We start from the raw sequence: 14,267 nt of genomic DNA on the forward strand, positions 1-14,267 counted from the left end.
GGGGTGATGACATGTCCTGTCATCACCCCCACCGCTATTTTTGCCGCAATACTTACCGCGGTTTCACCGCGTGGTGCAGTGCAACAATGCCACCCGTGAGATTACGGAAACGCACAGGAGTGAACCCCACACCGCGCATCATCCGGCCAAGTGTTTGCTGATCTGGCCACTGAGAAATACTCTCCGCCAGATAGTCATAGGACCCTGAATCACTGGTCACAAAACCAGCAACTTTTGGTAGCGCCTTCATCAGATACTCGGAGTACACCGTGCGCAAAGGCTCAAAAGCGGGGGTAGAGAACTCGCACACCACCAGGCGGCCACCTGGTCGCAGAACACGGAACAGTTCACTCAATGCGGCCGTGGTATCAGAGACGTTTCGCAGGCCAAAGGAGATTGTCACGGCGTCAAATGACTCCGCCGCAAAAGGCAACTGCATGGCGTCACCGGCGACAAACGGCAGGTCACGACGGCGAGACTTGCCCACCTGCAGCATTCCCAAGGAAAAATCACAGGGCACAACGTCAGCACCAGCATCGCTGAACGGCAACGATGACGTTCCCGTACCTGCTGCCAAATCCAAGATCCGCTCCCCCGGCTGTGGAGACACTGCCCGCACCGTGGCTCGGCGCCATGCACGGTCTTGACCGAGAGAAATGATGTCGTTCGTGAGGTCGTAGCGATCTGCAATTCCATCAAACATGGCGGCTACATCGCTTGGCTTCTTGTCTAGGGAGGCTCGTGGCATGCGCTCATTATCGCAGACCCACCCCAGCAAGACACCGTATTGTGGTGGGTGTGAGCATGCAGAACAACCCCGCACCTACTGTCGCTGACGCAGCGCACCCTTCTGCCCAAGAACCATCCTTGCTGGTTCACACGGTCGCTATTGAACCGTTGGGTACAGCAACAGACTCTCTTATTTCTTTGCTGCCGCGCACTGCCCCACTAGCGTGGGTACGCCGTGGTCAGGGCATCGTGGGCTGGGGTGAGGTGGCACGTATCTCTACCAGCGGCCCGGATCGTTTCGATCAAGCTGAAGCCTGGTGGGCGCGCATCCACGGCAAAGCTGTGATTCGTGACGATGTGCAACAACCCGGAAGCGGTTTGGTGGCGTTTGGTTCGTTCGCCTTTTCCTACGCGTCCCAAGACCAATCCGTCATGGTGATTCCACGGGTTATTGTCGGGCGTCGCGGGGACACGTGGTGGCTCACCACCGTGACTGAGGCTGGTGCCGCTGCTCACACCAGCGCCCATGTTGACCACCTCACCGCGCACATGGATCACGTTCGCCGCCACGAACCTGTGCTGTCCCCTGGTGAGGTGCGCTTCACCCAGGGCACGCTCAGCTCTGAGCAGTGGATGGAAATTGTTGCCGACGCTGTTAATAGGATTCGCGGCGGGGAGCTCGACAAAATTGTGCTTGCCCGTGACCTGATCGCCACCACCGAACACCCACTGGATTCCCGCCATGTGCTGACATACCTAGCAACCGCCTACAAGGATTGTTGGACGTTCAGTGTTGATGGGTTGGTGGGCGCTACCCCAGAACTTTTAGTCCGAGCAGAAAAGGGGCTTGCCACGTCCCGGGTTCTTGCTGGCACAATCCAACGCACTGGGGATGATGCCACCGACACCGCTCGTGCCGGTCTTCTTGCGCGGTCATCCAAAGACCTTGAAGAACACGAGTATGCGGTGATCTCTGTTGCCGATGCGCTGCGCCCGCACTGCACATCGTTGAACGTCCCTGAAGCCCCGTTTGTTCTTCACCTGCCCAACGTTCTTCACTTGGCCAGTGATGTCACCGGTGTCATTAACCCTCAACGTCATGAAACGTCGCTGAGTTTAGCGGCGTCTTTGCACCCAACTGCGGCGGTGTGCGGAACACCGACGATGAAAGCAGCACACACCATTGCCGACATTGAGCACATGGACCGGGCACGTTACGCCGGGCCTGTTGGTTGGCTGGGCGGTGACGGGGACGGTGAATGGGGAATCGCGTTGCGCTCCGCACAGTCTGACCCCACTAACCCACACCGGATGCGGTTATTTGCTGGCTGCGGGATTGTGGCCGCATCCTCACCTGTTGACGAACTAGCTGAAACTCGGGCAAAACTTGCCCCCATGATGTCAGCTCTGCAAGCTCCACGTCCCTGACGTCAACGCCCCACGATTACCTGGATTTCGCTGTAAATTTCCATGAGATGTTCGCGGGGAACAACATGAATCTCTCCGCGCTGCCACAGCGCCATCGCAACCCCAGGGACTGCGCTCAGCAACCCTTCATCAACCTGCTCTTCATGGGACACAGCAAATCGCAGTCGCACAAAACAATGACTCATTGACACCACATTGCCGGCTCCTCCAATGTATTCCAGCACGGCACAAGCAACCTGTCGTGGTGACGAATCATCTTGCAGCGCTGAAGGCATGGCGATCACCTGCTCTCAGCCGTGGGGGCATTGCTGCGCAATGGGGCGGTCAGGCGAGTGACATGTAGCGCCAAATACAACACCTCTTCATCAGTCACGTTCCACTGAAACAACTCACCCAGCCGGGCAGCCACGCGCCGGGCGGTTGCGTACTCCCGTGGCTGTGCTTCTTGAACAGCGGCAGTGATTCCGTCCCCTATAGGCAAAGTACTGGCGTGTGTTTGTTGCCGAAAGAACAAGAATCTCATGTGCGTAATGAAACGCGCGACAGCTGCTGATTCTTCATCAAGCGAAATGCCGTGGTCCTGCTCAATAATCTCAAAAGAAGCAGCGAGCGCTTTGGTCATTCGCATCACTGATTCCATATCGCCTGAACCATACTGTGCATTCACAAAATGGAGGGCAAGCGGGACTATTTCCTGTGGGCTAAGGCTGACATCAATAGTTTTTTCAATGTATTGATGAACATAGCGAGCAACTCGCACTTCTGCGGGGTATAGGTTTTCCACTTCCCAGACCAAGGGATACTCAATGTGTGCATTTTCACGCGCTCTCATGACGGCGAAGTTGACATGGTCCGCTAATGGAATAAGCACCCTTTCTGTGATGTGTTCACCAAGTTGTTCACGGGCGTAGGGCAGGACATTTTCAATGGCCTCGATGATAGACAAAGGAATATCCGCAACGAAACTTGCGAGGCGTTCTACCGACGTATCGTGGGGCACAAAGGTGCGTTCTATACGTTCTTTATCGATAACGTCATTCGGATGAGCACCGAATCCAACTCCGCACCCCAAGATCACAACATCGCGCCCAGCATCATCCAACCCCAGGACCACGTTGTTGTTAAAGACCCGTTTTACTTGCACAGTTGTCACGTCCTTGGTTCAGCTGTTGTGGTTTGTGGCAGTTGCTGAAGGCTCTTGCTCACTGGAGTTGTCACCGACTCAGCGAGGCACCGCGGGTGCGAATCACGTCAGCGTACCAATGGAAAGACTTTTTGCGGTAGCGTTTCAACGTCCCTGAACCGTCATCGTTGCGGTCCACGTAAATGAACCCATAGCGTTTTGACATCTGTGCTGTTGAAGCACTAACCAGGTCGATGCAACCCCAGGCGGTGTACCCCATGATGTCAACGCCATCGTCAAGTGCCTGCGCTACTTGCACCAGATGATCATTGAGGTAATCAATTCGGTAGTCGTCATGGACAGTGAACGTGTCGCCATCGGGGGTCAGTTCATCGCGGGCACCTAGCCCGTTCTCAACAATGAACAACGGCTTTTGCCAGCGATCCCAGAACTGATTCAGCACCACGCGCAGCCCTTGCGGATCAATTTGCCATCCCCACTCGGATGCCTGAAGTGTCGGGTTTGGGACTCCACCCATGATGTTCCCTGCACCGCCCTGTCTAGCCCGTGGGTCAGCACTGTCACAGATAGACATGTAATAGCTGAAGGACACAAAATCAACAGTGTTTTTGAGGTCTTCGCGGTCTTGGTCGGTGATCGTCATAGTGATGTTGTTATCCCGAAAGAACCGTTGTGCGTAACCGGGATAGTAGCCGCGTACATGGACATCGGAAAACATCAAGTTGGCGTGATCAGCATTCATCACTTTGATCGCATCATCAGGGTGAGGGGTGAGCGGATAGATTGGCATGGCGATGACCATGCACCCCACTTTGAGAGCTGGATTGATCTCATGAGCGAGCCGGGTTACTCGCGCACTGGCAACAAGTTCGTGGTGGATTGCTTGGTACAAATCATTGGGTTCAAGGTCGGCGGTTGGAGTGTTGATCGCCCCGGAACCAAAGGGGATATGCAGCACCGAGTTGATCTCGTTGAACGTGAGCCAGTGCTTGACTCGGGTGTGGTACCGCTCAAGAACAGTTCTTGCATACCGTTCAAAAAAGCCGATCATATCCCGGTTGACCCAGCCATTGTATTGTTCGGCGAGGTGCAACGGAGTTTCGTAGTGTGACAGGGTGACCAGAGGTTCGATGCCATACTTCTCAAGTTCATCAAGGACCCGGTCGTAGAATGCTAGCCCTTCCTCGTTGGGGGTTTCTTCGTCGCCATTCGGGAAGATCCGAGACCACGCCATGGAGAAACGGAAAACAGTGAATCCCATCTCGGCAAATAGCGCAATGTCTTCGGCGTAGCGGTGGTAGAAGTCAATGCCAATGTTTTTCAGGTTATCTGGTGTGGGTTTTTCAACACGGTCAGACATAATGCCACGGGGAGTCACATCCTGAATGGACAGCCCTTTACCGCCGTCTTGATAAGCACCTTCAATCTGATTTGCTGCTGTTGCTCCACCCCAAAGAAAAGTTTGAGGAAATAGTGGACTAGTGGATTGAGACATACTGGTTCCTTGAACGAATCGAGATGACGAAACAATGGGAAGGGGTGTGGAGGCGCTATAGTGCGCCCCCACACTCAGGGTGGTACTAGGCCGGTGTTGGTGTTTTTACACTGGCAACTGTGAGCAGCGGTTCCCCCTGCTCGATAGCACCGGGTTGTGCCACCTCAACCTCACCTACTGCGGCGGGATTGGTAATGAGAACAACTGTCAGTGGTGAAAAGCCGGCTTCTGCAATCGCTGTTCGGTCTATGACGGTGAGCGTGTCCCCCGTATTGATGCGTTGCCCTTGAGTGACGGCCGTTGTGAAGTGTTTTCCATTGAGTTGGACGGTGTCGATTCCAACATGGATCAGCACATCAACTCCTGTGTCGGTGTGAATCCCAAAGGCATGAGGCATCACAGTGACCAGGGTGCCACTTACTGGGGCGCTCAGGGTGTTGTCGCGGGGGTGAACAGCAGCACCGGCACCTAACGCACCGCCGGAGAAGACTTTGTCAGGCACATCTTTCAAGGCAACAACATCGCCTGCAACTGGTGTCGTAATAACTGTGTTGTCGCCCGCTGGAGGCGCTGATGACGCTGTGGAGTCTTCAGGGACGTCAGTGAATCCAAGGGTCACGGTGAGCGTGAAGGCAATGGCCATGGCGATTCCGGTGCCCAGGAGTTGCATAGCAAAGTTCCCAACCCCCATGGTGGACGTGATAGTAATTGCGCCTGGCAAGACGAAACCCTCTACTGCGGACCCACCAGCAGCGGCGATTCCACCTCCTACTGCACCTCCAATAACCCCGTATATGAAGGGCTTTTTGAGTCGCAAAGTCACCCCGTAGATAGCTGGTTCAGTAATACCTGCGAGGAAGCCTGACAGCGAAGATGAGCCAGCGAGTTGACGCATACTTGAGTTTCGGGTGCGGAAAAACACTCCAAACGCAGCTGCCGCTTGTGCAAGGACTGCCGCGAAAAGTGGTCCAGTGAGCAATGAGTACCCTGATACGGCGAGGTCGTTGGTGATAATGGGAACGAATGCCCAGTGCAAACCAAAGATCACAAATACTTGCCACAGACCACCCATGAGAACTCCACCAATGGCTGGAGTGAGGTTCCACAACCATTCGATGCCACCTGAGATCCCATTACCAACAAAGGTTGTTGCTGGGCCGATAGTCAGCAATGTCAGTGGAACAAGAATGAGAATGACAAGCATCGGGGTGAGGAAATTCCTGACCACACTTGGCAGCACCTTCTTGAAGAAGCGCTCAAGATGCCCTTGAACCCACACCGCAACGATGATGGGAATAACGGAGGACACATAGCTGACCATCACGACCGGGATGCCGAAGAAGTCAACTGGCTCACCCAGCGCATTGAGATCGATGATTGCGGGGTAGACCAGCGCCCCAGCAATGGCGAGTGAGACGAATTGGTTAGCGTTGAAGCGTTTAGCTGCTGTAATCGCCAACACCATAGGCAAGAAGTTGATCAGCGCATCTGACGCTGCATTGAGGATAGTGTATGTACTGGTTGCCGTATCCATCCAACCCAGTTGCACCACTAAAGCCAGGAGGGCTTTGAGGAGCCCGGTGCCAGCGAGTGGCCACAAAATCGGTTGGAAGATTGACGAGATCAGTTCAACAAACCGGTTGAAAATGTTGCCCGTGGCCGCAACATGACCAGATTCTTGCTGCGTCAGCCGAGATATCTTCCCAATTTCCTCGTAGGCAAGCGGAACGTCATTGCCAATGACAACTTGGAACTGCCCTCCAGATTCAACAACCGTAATGACACCTGGAGCACGTTCTACAGCATCTTTATTTGCCTTGGATGCGTCCTTCAACGTGAATCGTAGGCGAGTTGCACAGTGTACGAGCGAAGCAACATTGCCTTCACCACCCACTCCACGAAGCACTTGTTCAGCAGTCTGATCGTATTTCATTCGATTCCTCCTTGAACCGAGCATGAACAGCATAGGTAGTTGTTCAGGTACTGGCGAAAACGACAACAAAAAAGACCCAAGCCGCGCAGAGCGAACCCCTCAAAGGGTTCACTGCGAAACTTGGGTCTTGCCTGTCAGACAGTAACAATCCCGAACTCCGATTAGTATCAACCGATCTTTCCCTACCTGTCAACCATAGACAGAACATCGATCCATCTGAGTACGATAACGGCATGCCGCTAACCCTGTTCCTTGTTCGTCATGGCCGAACTGTCTACAACGACACCGCACGCATGCAGGGCTGGTGCGACTCACCCATCACCGCCGATGGTTTACGCATGGTGCGCGCTACAGCACACATGCTGGCCCACCAGCCTCTGGACGCCGTCTGGACAAGCCCATCAGGGCGGGCGGTAGAAACCGCTCAAGAAATCCTTGCCCATCACCCCAACACCCCGTTGCATGTGGATGATAATCTCCGAGAGCTTTCCTTCGGCAGTGACGAAGCTCGGCGCGAAGCTGAGGTTTTTGCTCAGCGAGACATCTACCAGACATTTCATGATGTCTTGACTGGAGACACCACGAGCTTCCCTGGCGGTGAAAACGGCTTGGAGTTTCGCACCCGCGTGCGTTCCGCCTTCACCACGATTGAGAACCACCACCCAGATGGTTGTGTCGCCGTCATCTCTCATGGGGTAACGCTCACAACGTATTTGTCCCTGATCAGCGAATCTCCGCTGATCACATCACTAGCAAATGCCTCAGTAAGCACCGTATCCATCGATCAAGGAAAGCCCAGCATCATCGAGGTCAATGCACTGCCCCACGACATGTCCATACCGTAGGGTGGGCACATAACGCACTTTTCGAAGGGCTTGACCAGCAGATATCAGCTGAGCTATATATGGAAGCACGGATTGTTACTGAGCGATTCAGGCAAGACCTAGGTGCCCGCAAATGCGGTATACCTAGGTCTTTTTTTGTTGCATTCTTCCAGTGACGATCTTAGATAAAACCACCACGACAGGAAAAAGTATGTTGCAACGACGCACCTATATCGGTTCCGCTCAAGGCCTCCATGCACGCCCGGCCTCACTACTGACCCAGGCTGTTACTGCCAGCGGGCACACCATTTCTATCTCTCGCCCCGATGACACACCCGTGGCCGCAAACAGCACACTGATGGTGATGAGTTTGGCGTTGAAACACGGCGAAGAAGTTGTGCTGAGTTGCCCTCATGACTCTGGCAAGGACACCCTCGATGAACTTGCCGAACTAGTGGAAACAAACTGGGACGCCTCGTGACGGACGTTGTTGAATCCCTTGTCATACAAGGACAAGGCATAGGCCATGGGTGTGCTGTTGCACCGGTTTTTCGGTTCACCGCAAACAACTCCGCACCCCGAAACTCTGATGCGCCACCCCACGATGAGAACCCACAAACGGCTATCGCGAGAACAATGGACGCGATTGAGTGTGTTGCCAGTGACCTCAATCAGCACGCCCACAGCTCCGACGGCGACCTGCGCAACATCCTGCTCGCGACTGTGGCCATCGCGCGTGACCCGGCACTTGCCGATGACATCTCCCAACGCATCACAGACGGGCAATCGCCGACCAGCGCAGTCGAGATGAGCATCGAACACTTTGCCACCATGTTTAGTGCAGCAGGAGGTCCTCTCTCGCAGCGCGTCACTGATCTGTATAGCGTCCGCGATCGGGTTGTCTCTCTGCTTGACGGCAGAGCCATCAACCGAGCTTCAGAGCTCACTATCCCTAGCGTGATCTGCGCGGAAGACCTTTCTCCGGCTGACACTGCTGCACTCAACGTGAAACTTGTCAGAGCCATAGTGACCGAGCAAGGCGGCACAACAGGGCACACAGCTATTATCGCTGCTCAACGTGGGATCCCTTGCGTTGTTCGCGCCCCAGGCAGCGCCTCTCTAGCTGATGGCACATTGGTTGCTGTTGACGCATACACCGGCAGTGTCATAGTACATCCCACGGACGAACAGGTATCCGCATTACTCAGCAAAGCGCATAACCGGCACGTAGCGACAAAAAGTACCGCACCAGGAGCGACACAAGACGGCCATGCTGTTGCACTCTTAGCAAATATTGGCACCAGCCAAGACGCCACTGACCTATCAGAATCAGCGGCTCAAGGTGTGGGGCTCTTCCGCACTGAAGTGCTCTTTTTCGACTCCTCGCACGCACCGTCACGCCACGAGCAGTTACCTCACTACCGGTTCGTTGCCGAGCAATTAGGTGAGCGGAAGGTCGTGATCCGCACCCTGGACGCAGGTGCCGACAAACCGTTGTCCTTTGCACACCATGACATTGAGGAAAACCCTGCTCTGGGCGTACGCGGCTATCGCTTGGTGCGGACCATGCCAGAACTCCTCGAGGAGCAACTCGCAGCACTCGGAACGCTGGTTCAGCAACTGCCAACAAATCAACGCGACCGCATATGGGTCATGGCTCCGATGATTTCTACCTCTGCTGAGGCGACGCATTTTGCCCGGCTTGCTCGGGCTCATGGCATCGAACGCGTAGGAGTCATGATCGAAGTACCAGCGGCTGCGCTAAGAGCCCACGAGATCATGCGTGACATTGATTTCGTGTCGATCGGATCAAATGATCTTGCCCAATACACGATGGCAGCAGACCGCATGCACACCGGTTTATCGGACCTTCTTGATGCGTGGCAACCTGCAGTCCTCGACCTCATTGCCGCAACATGTGAGGCGGGAAAACGCCAGGCAAAACCTGTGGGAGTGTGCGGAGAATCCGCCGCTGACCCACTCATGGCACTAGTCCTTACGGGGTTAGGGGTCTCCAGTTTGTCGATGTCGCCCGATGCCCTACCGCTGGTGCGATGGATACTCTCACGCCACACCATTGCACAATGCCAAGACTTAGCGGCCGCAGCAAGGAATTGCGCTGACGCAGAATCTGCGCGCAACGCAGTGTGGAGCCAACTAGACCAGGAAACCCGGTCCTTCCTCATGTGATGGGCTGTGATAAACAAAGGACACAGCGTGGGTGTTGTGCACGTGGAGGATCGTGCGCAACACCCACGCTGTGGTGGTACCTCGTTGAGTCACCAGCTATATCAGTAACTGATGATCACCCTTGGCGACCTGGACCAGAGCCAAACATGTCTGACAAGTCAGGGATGTTGTTGGGGTTTGTTGGGTCAGTTGACTGAGAGTCCTGTGAGGATTCCTCTTGCGGAACCGTGGTCGCCTCTTCAGTTTTTGTTGCCAACGTGACAGTCACTTCGACGTACTCGCCGTCCCGGATGATCCCGAGCGGCACTTGTTGGCCTGATTGCAGTTCACGAACCAAACCGGTCAGCGCTTCAGCGCCTGTCACTGACTTCCCATTGATGGACACAATGATGTCCTCGGGTTGCACTCCCGCTTCCGCTGCCGGTGACCCTTGGGTCACCTCAGCAACAACTGCCCCCTGACGCGTGGCGCCGTCAACTTTCCCAGTACCGTCAGTCATCGATACACCAAGGAATGCGTGTTCAGCTTCCCCGTTGTCGATGAGCTGGTCACCAATGTTTTGGGCCAAGTTTGACGGGATGGCAAAACCAAGTCCAATAGAGCCCGAACTTGAGGAGCTTTGGGACCCTTGGGACATGGTCGCAATCGATGAGGTGATACCGATGACCTGGCCTTTGGCGTTAAACAGTGGGCCGCCAGAGTTCCCTGGGTTGATGGCAGCATCAATTTGGATTGCGTTGGTGACTACAAGGGTGCCATCTTCGGTTTGCGCAGTGGTTACTGGGCGGTTCAATGCGGAGACGATGCCTGTGGTTGCGGTTTGTGACAAGCCCAACGGGTTACCGATAGCGATGACTGAATCGCCAACGGTCACAGCGTCAGAGTCAGCGAATGTTGCAGCGGTGAGGTCTGAGGGTGGGTCAGTCAATGTGATAACGGCAAGGTCAGTTGCTGCGTCGAGACCGGTGATTGTTGCATCGTAGATGCGGCCATCGTCGAGGGTGACTGTGATTTTTCCGTTTGTTGCGCCTTCAACCACGTGGTTGTTGGTGAGGATGCGACCATCAGTTCCGATAATGACACCGGAGCCTTGCCCATCACCACTGGTCGACGTGACTTCAATGGCGACCACGGTTTGTGACACAGCAGCGCTCACTGCCTGCCAGTCAGGGTTGGTTGAGGTGGAGTTAGCAACAGGGACGGTTACCGCTTCCGGTGCTTCACTAGCGGTGTTTGTGGTGGTAGCCGGTTCGTTATCGCTGGCCGTGAACGCACCTGTTGCGGCTGCTGTCCCCAGCGAAGCCAGTAGTGCTGATGCCACGGCTGTGGCTGCGACGGGCGCCCAGATCCGCTGCTTGCCTGCTGGTTTTTCTTGTGTTTCCAGTGGTGCGGGTGGGGCTGGTGTTGCGTGCGCCTGGGTTGGCGGCACACTGGCATACCCGCTCGCCTGTGCAGACGTTGGCGCTGGGGGCGCCGGCGGCTGTGGCACTGCGGGGATTGGTGCGGTGGTGTGCGCGTCTGCTGCACGAGGTGTGGTGGGGCGTTGGGCTTCCGGCTGGTCCGGGGTGAGTGAGTTGTTGTCTGTCATGGTGTCCTCCTTTGTCCTGACTTAAGGAAACACCCGTGGCCTCAAAGGGCCCTTACAATGACCTGAGAGTTTGCTATGAAGTGATGTCCCGGTGATCGAGGGCGGCGCGACCTGCTACGCGGTCTGCTCGGGACATCGACAGTTCAACAACCTGAATCCCGTTGGGCTGCGTGGCAAGGGCGCTTCGCAACTCATCAATGGTTTCGGCTTGTTGCCAGGCCGCTGCGTAGCCAGCACATAGGTGCTCGATGCTCGCCCCATGTGGGGTGGCAAGGACCCGTTCAAAAAGTTCGTCGTCGCCGTGAGCGGAGTGTTCTAGCCCGTGGAAGATCGCCCCACCATCATCGTTGAGCACAATGATGGTGAGGTTGATGTGTGGTTCTTGCGGTCCACGCAGCAGCCCGTTGATGTCGTGCAGGAACGTTAGGTCCCCCACCACAAGCACGCAGTGGTGCTGTGGTTGGGCCACAGCGATTCCTAAAGCGGTGGAGGTCACGCCATCGATGCCAGCCAACCCGCGATTAGCGTACACACGCACCTGGGGGGACAGCGCCCCGTACAGGTCAAGGTCCCTAATCACTGAGGATGATCCCAGCACCAGGGTGTGACGGGCATCGAGTTCGTCACTGAGCAGCATCGCTAGTCGCTGCGGGGTGAAGGGGCCGGTCAGGTCGTTGCCGCTACTCATCTGGCGCATCGAATCAGTGAGGTTGTGGGCTGCGTGAAGCCACTGGTTCAGCCACTCGCCTCGCGGTGGATCATCGTGAGAGGTGGTGTGCTGCGGGAGGCTAACCAGTTCTGTTAAGGGGATAACAAGGTCAGCGTTCCCGGTGGGGTCGTTCCAGGGCCCGGCATCCGTTGGCGCTATGACGAGGTGATCCACCTGTGCCATGAGAGCCATGACGGGGCGTGTCAAAGTGGGGTGTCCGCACACAATGACCTGTGTTGTGGCGTCAACGATGCGCGCAACAGGTGACTCGGGGTGGCGTTGCGCGTGGCGCAATAACCCTCCGGGGGCTGGCACGGTACACAGCTCGCTCGGGGCCCCGCTGGAAGGTTCTGAGATTAAGGGCCACTGGTAGCGTTCTGCGAGCGCTGCGGCTTGTACCCCTGCGTTGTCGCCTGCGACAACCACGGTGTGTGGGTGGCTCATGATGGGGCGGTGGATGTCGGTGTTGAGTGTTGCTGTTGGTGCGGTGCTGGCTTGGGGAGATGTTTCTTCGGTTGTTTGTGTGGTGACTGTTGCCACGTGGTGTGGCACTGTGACCTGCGCGGTGGGGGTGTTCACCCACCATTGTGTGAGGGTGGCCAGTTCTTGGGTGGTGGGGGCAAGGGGGTCCCGTAGGGAAACGTTGAGGTGTACTGGCCCGGGGTGGTGGGTGAAGGTGCCGAGCGCGGCGGTGATGCTGCGCGCCATGATGGTGCGGGCGTGGCGGGCGTCTCGGGTGAGTTCGCTGGGTTGGGTGGAGGGTGCGGGCAGGTCAATGGTGAGGCGTGGTGCGTGTGCGAACAGCCCTGGTTGTTCGGTGGTTTGGTTTGCGCCGGTTCCACGGAGTTCGTGGGGGCGGTCAGCGCTCATGACGATCAGTGGTAGCCCACTGTGGTGTGCTTCGAGGACGGCAGGGTGCGCGTTGGCTACTGCGGTCCCTGAGGTCATGGCGACCAGGACTGGGCTGGTGGGGTGTGCTTTGGCGATGCCGAGGGCGAGGTAGGCGGCGCTTCGTTCGTCGATACGGACGTGCAGGGTGATGTGTTTGTGGTGGGCTGCTGCGTAGGCTACGTAGGCGATGGGGGCGCTACGTGACCCTGGGCTGAGCACAATGTGTTGCCCGCCGTGGGCGATGAACTCGGCGATCATGGCGCTTGTGGTGGTCAGTGATGGCGGGAGTTGAGGCAGGGTGGTTGGTGGGGTGGGCATTGTCATCTGCCTCCGGTGTGGGCGGTCGGTGGTTGTGCTGAGCCGAGAAGTTGTTGTACCCGTGTGATGCGTTGTTCCCACCAGTGGGTGGTGTCCGGTGAGGCTGCGCTGGCGGTCAGGGTGGCGGGGGTTGGTGCGGTGTCTGTGAGTGTGATGTGGCCGTTGACGGGGAGCAGTGGTGGGTCGATCGTGTCTGTGGTGAAGAGTTGAGCGGTGGCGAGCCCACACGCGTAGGGCAGCTCGGGGAGGGCTGCTGCTAGGTGTAGTCCTTGGCGCAGGCCCACTGAACTTTCTAGCGCCGATGACACCACGACGGGTTTGCCAAGTTCTTCGGCAAGACGCAAGCAGGCGCGTACTCCCCCGAGTGGTTGCACTTTGAGGACGAGGATATCTGCGGCATCTTGGGCGATGACTTGGTAGGGGTCTTCAGCACGGCGAATAGATTCGTCGGCGGCGATAGGCACACTCATGCGGCGGCGAAGTTGCGCGAGCTCAGGCACAGTAGGGCAGGGTTGTTCGGCGTACTGCAGTCCCCCTGCTGCCCGGTTGAGGACGGTGAGTCGGGCAGCGGCTGTGTCGACATCCCATGCCCCGTTGGCATCAACACGAATATGCCCGGCTGGTCCTAGAGCGTCACGGACCGCTTCGAGTCGTTCAATTTCTTGGCCGAGGCTTTGACCTGGTTCAGCGACCTTCACTTTCGCCGTGGTGCAGCCTTGCGATGAGGTGACGATGTGGTGCGCCCGTTCAGCGGTAGTCGCCGGTACGGTGACGTTCACGGGTATGCGGTTGCGTAGCACTGGGACGGGCGGGAGATTCGCGGCCTCGTAGGCGGCTTGGAGCCAACTGAGCGCTTCGTGGTCGTCGTACTCCTCAAAGGGGGAGAACTCTGCCCACCCATAAGGCCCTGACCAGACGACGCCGGTGCGGCGTTGAAGACCTCGGAACGTGGTACGCAACGGTAGTGAGTAGACATGCACGTGACCAGCGTACGCGCATCACCCCACGTGATCTTGCG

12 protein-coding genes are annotated in these 14,267 nt (G+C 56.6%); 4 read left to right on the top strand and 8 right to left on the bottom strand.

Features of this window, described 5'->3' with window-relative positions; genetic code table 11:
- Nucleotides 1-52 precede the first annotated feature (52 nt).
- Nucleotides 53-748 carry a demethylmenaquinone methyltransferase gene (locus G538_RS0108510; RefSeq protein ID WP_029068996.1) on the bottom strand — a complete coding sequence of 232 codons (696 nt, stop codon included), beginning with the start codon at nt 746-748 and terminating at the stop codon, nt 53-55.
- Between the two features lie 56 nt (nt 749-804).
- Between G538_RS0108510 and G538_RS15840 the strand changes: the two genes are divergently transcribed.
- Nucleotides 805-2,157, top strand: a complete 1,353-nt coding sequence (locus tag G538_RS15840; protein WP_035833963.1) for an isochorismate synthase — start codon at nt 805-807, stop codon at nt 2,155-2,157.
- A 2-nt stretch (nt 2,158-2,159) separates the two neighbouring features.
- Here the strand turns inward: G538_RS15840 and G538_RS0108520 are convergent, their stop codons facing one another.
- From G538_RS0108520 to G538_RS0108535, 4 genes are all read right to left on the bottom strand, one after another.
- Nucleotides 2,160-2,432, bottom strand: a complete 273-nt coding sequence (locus tag G538_RS0108520; RefSeq protein WP_029068997.1) for a PTS sugar transporter subunit IIB — start codon at nt 2,430-2,432, stop codon at nt 2,160-2,162.
- Between the two features lie 5 nt (nt 2,433-2,437).
- Nucleotides 2,438-3,310 carry a PRD domain-containing protein gene (locus G538_RS0108525; RefSeq protein ID WP_029068998.1) on the bottom strand — a complete coding sequence of 291 codons (873 nt, stop codon included), beginning with the start codon at nt 3,308-3,310 and terminating at the stop codon, nt 2,438-2,440.
- 61 nt (nt 3,311-3,371) lie between these two features.
- A complete protein-coding gene (locus G538_RS0108530; protein ID WP_029068999.1) occupies nt 3,372-4,796 on the bottom strand; it encodes a glycoside hydrolase family 1 protein in 1,425 nt (474 codons plus the stop codon).
- A gap of 85 nt (nt 4,797-4,881) precedes the next feature.
- The gene (locus G538_RS0108535; protein ID WP_029069000.1) at nt 4,882-6,729 is read right to left on the bottom strand and encodes a beta-glucoside-specific PTS transporter subunit IIABC; all 1,848 of its coding nucleotides are present in this window, start codon (nt 6,727-6,729) and stop codon (nt 4,882-4,884) included.
- 233 nt (nt 6,730-6,962) lie between these two features.
- Here G538_RS0108535 and G538_RS15845 point away from each other — a divergent pair, with 233 nt between their 5' ends.
- From G538_RS15845 to ptsP, 3 genes are all read left to right on the top strand, one after another.
- The gene (locus tag G538_RS15845) at nt 6,963-7,574 is read left to right on the top strand and encodes a histidine phosphatase family protein (protein WP_051196786.1); all 612 of its coding nucleotides are present in this window, start codon (nt 6,963-6,965) and stop codon (nt 7,572-7,574) included.
- 190 nt (nt 7,575-7,764) lie between these two features.
- Nucleotides 7,765-8,034 (top strand): HPr family phosphocarrier protein, encoded by a 270-nt coding sequence (locus G538_RS0108545; protein WP_029069001.1) that lies wholly within the window; start codon nt 7,765-7,767, stop codon nt 8,032-8,034.
- Nucleotides 8,031-9,743, top strand: a complete 1,713-nt coding sequence (gene ptsP, locus G538_RS0108550) for a phosphoenolpyruvate--protein phosphotransferase (RefSeq protein WP_029069002.1) — start codon at nt 8,031-8,033, stop codon at nt 9,741-9,743. The genes G538_RS0108545 and ptsP overlap by 4 nt, the downstream gene beginning before the upstream one ends.
- Before the next feature lie 115 nt (nt 9,744-9,858).
- Here ptsP and G538_RS15850 read toward each other — a convergent pair whose 3' ends face one another.
- The 3 genes from G538_RS15850 to G538_RS0108565 form a co-directional block, all read right to left on the bottom strand.
- Nucleotides 9,859-11,331, bottom strand: coding sequence for a S1C family serine protease (locus G538_RS15850; RefSeq protein ID WP_051196788.1), 1,473 nt, complete (start codon nt 11,329-11,331; stop codon nt 9,859-9,861).
- A gap of 73 nt (nt 11,332-11,404) precedes the next feature.
- Nucleotides 11,405-13,255, bottom strand: coding sequence for a 2-succinyl-5-enolpyruvyl-6-hydroxy-3-cyclohexene-1-carboxylic-acid synthase (gene menD, locus G538_RS15855; protein ID WP_051196790.1), 1,851 nt, complete (start codon nt 13,253-13,255; stop codon nt 11,405-11,407).
- Nucleotides 13,252-14,229 (bottom strand): o-succinylbenzoate synthase, encoded by a 978-nt coding sequence (locus G538_RS0108565; protein ID WP_029069003.1) that lies wholly within the window; start codon nt 14,227-14,229, stop codon nt 13,252-13,254. Before G538_RS0108565 ends, menD begins: the two co-directional genes overlap by 4 nt.
- Nucleotides 14,230-14,267 lie beyond the last annotated feature (38 nt).

The organism is Jonesia quinghaiensis DSM 15701 (genome assembly GCF_000423205.1).
In the GTDB taxonomy this organism is placed as follows: Bacteria; Actinomycetota; Actinomycetes; order Actinomycetales; family Cellulomonadaceae; genus Jonesia; species Jonesia quinghaiensis.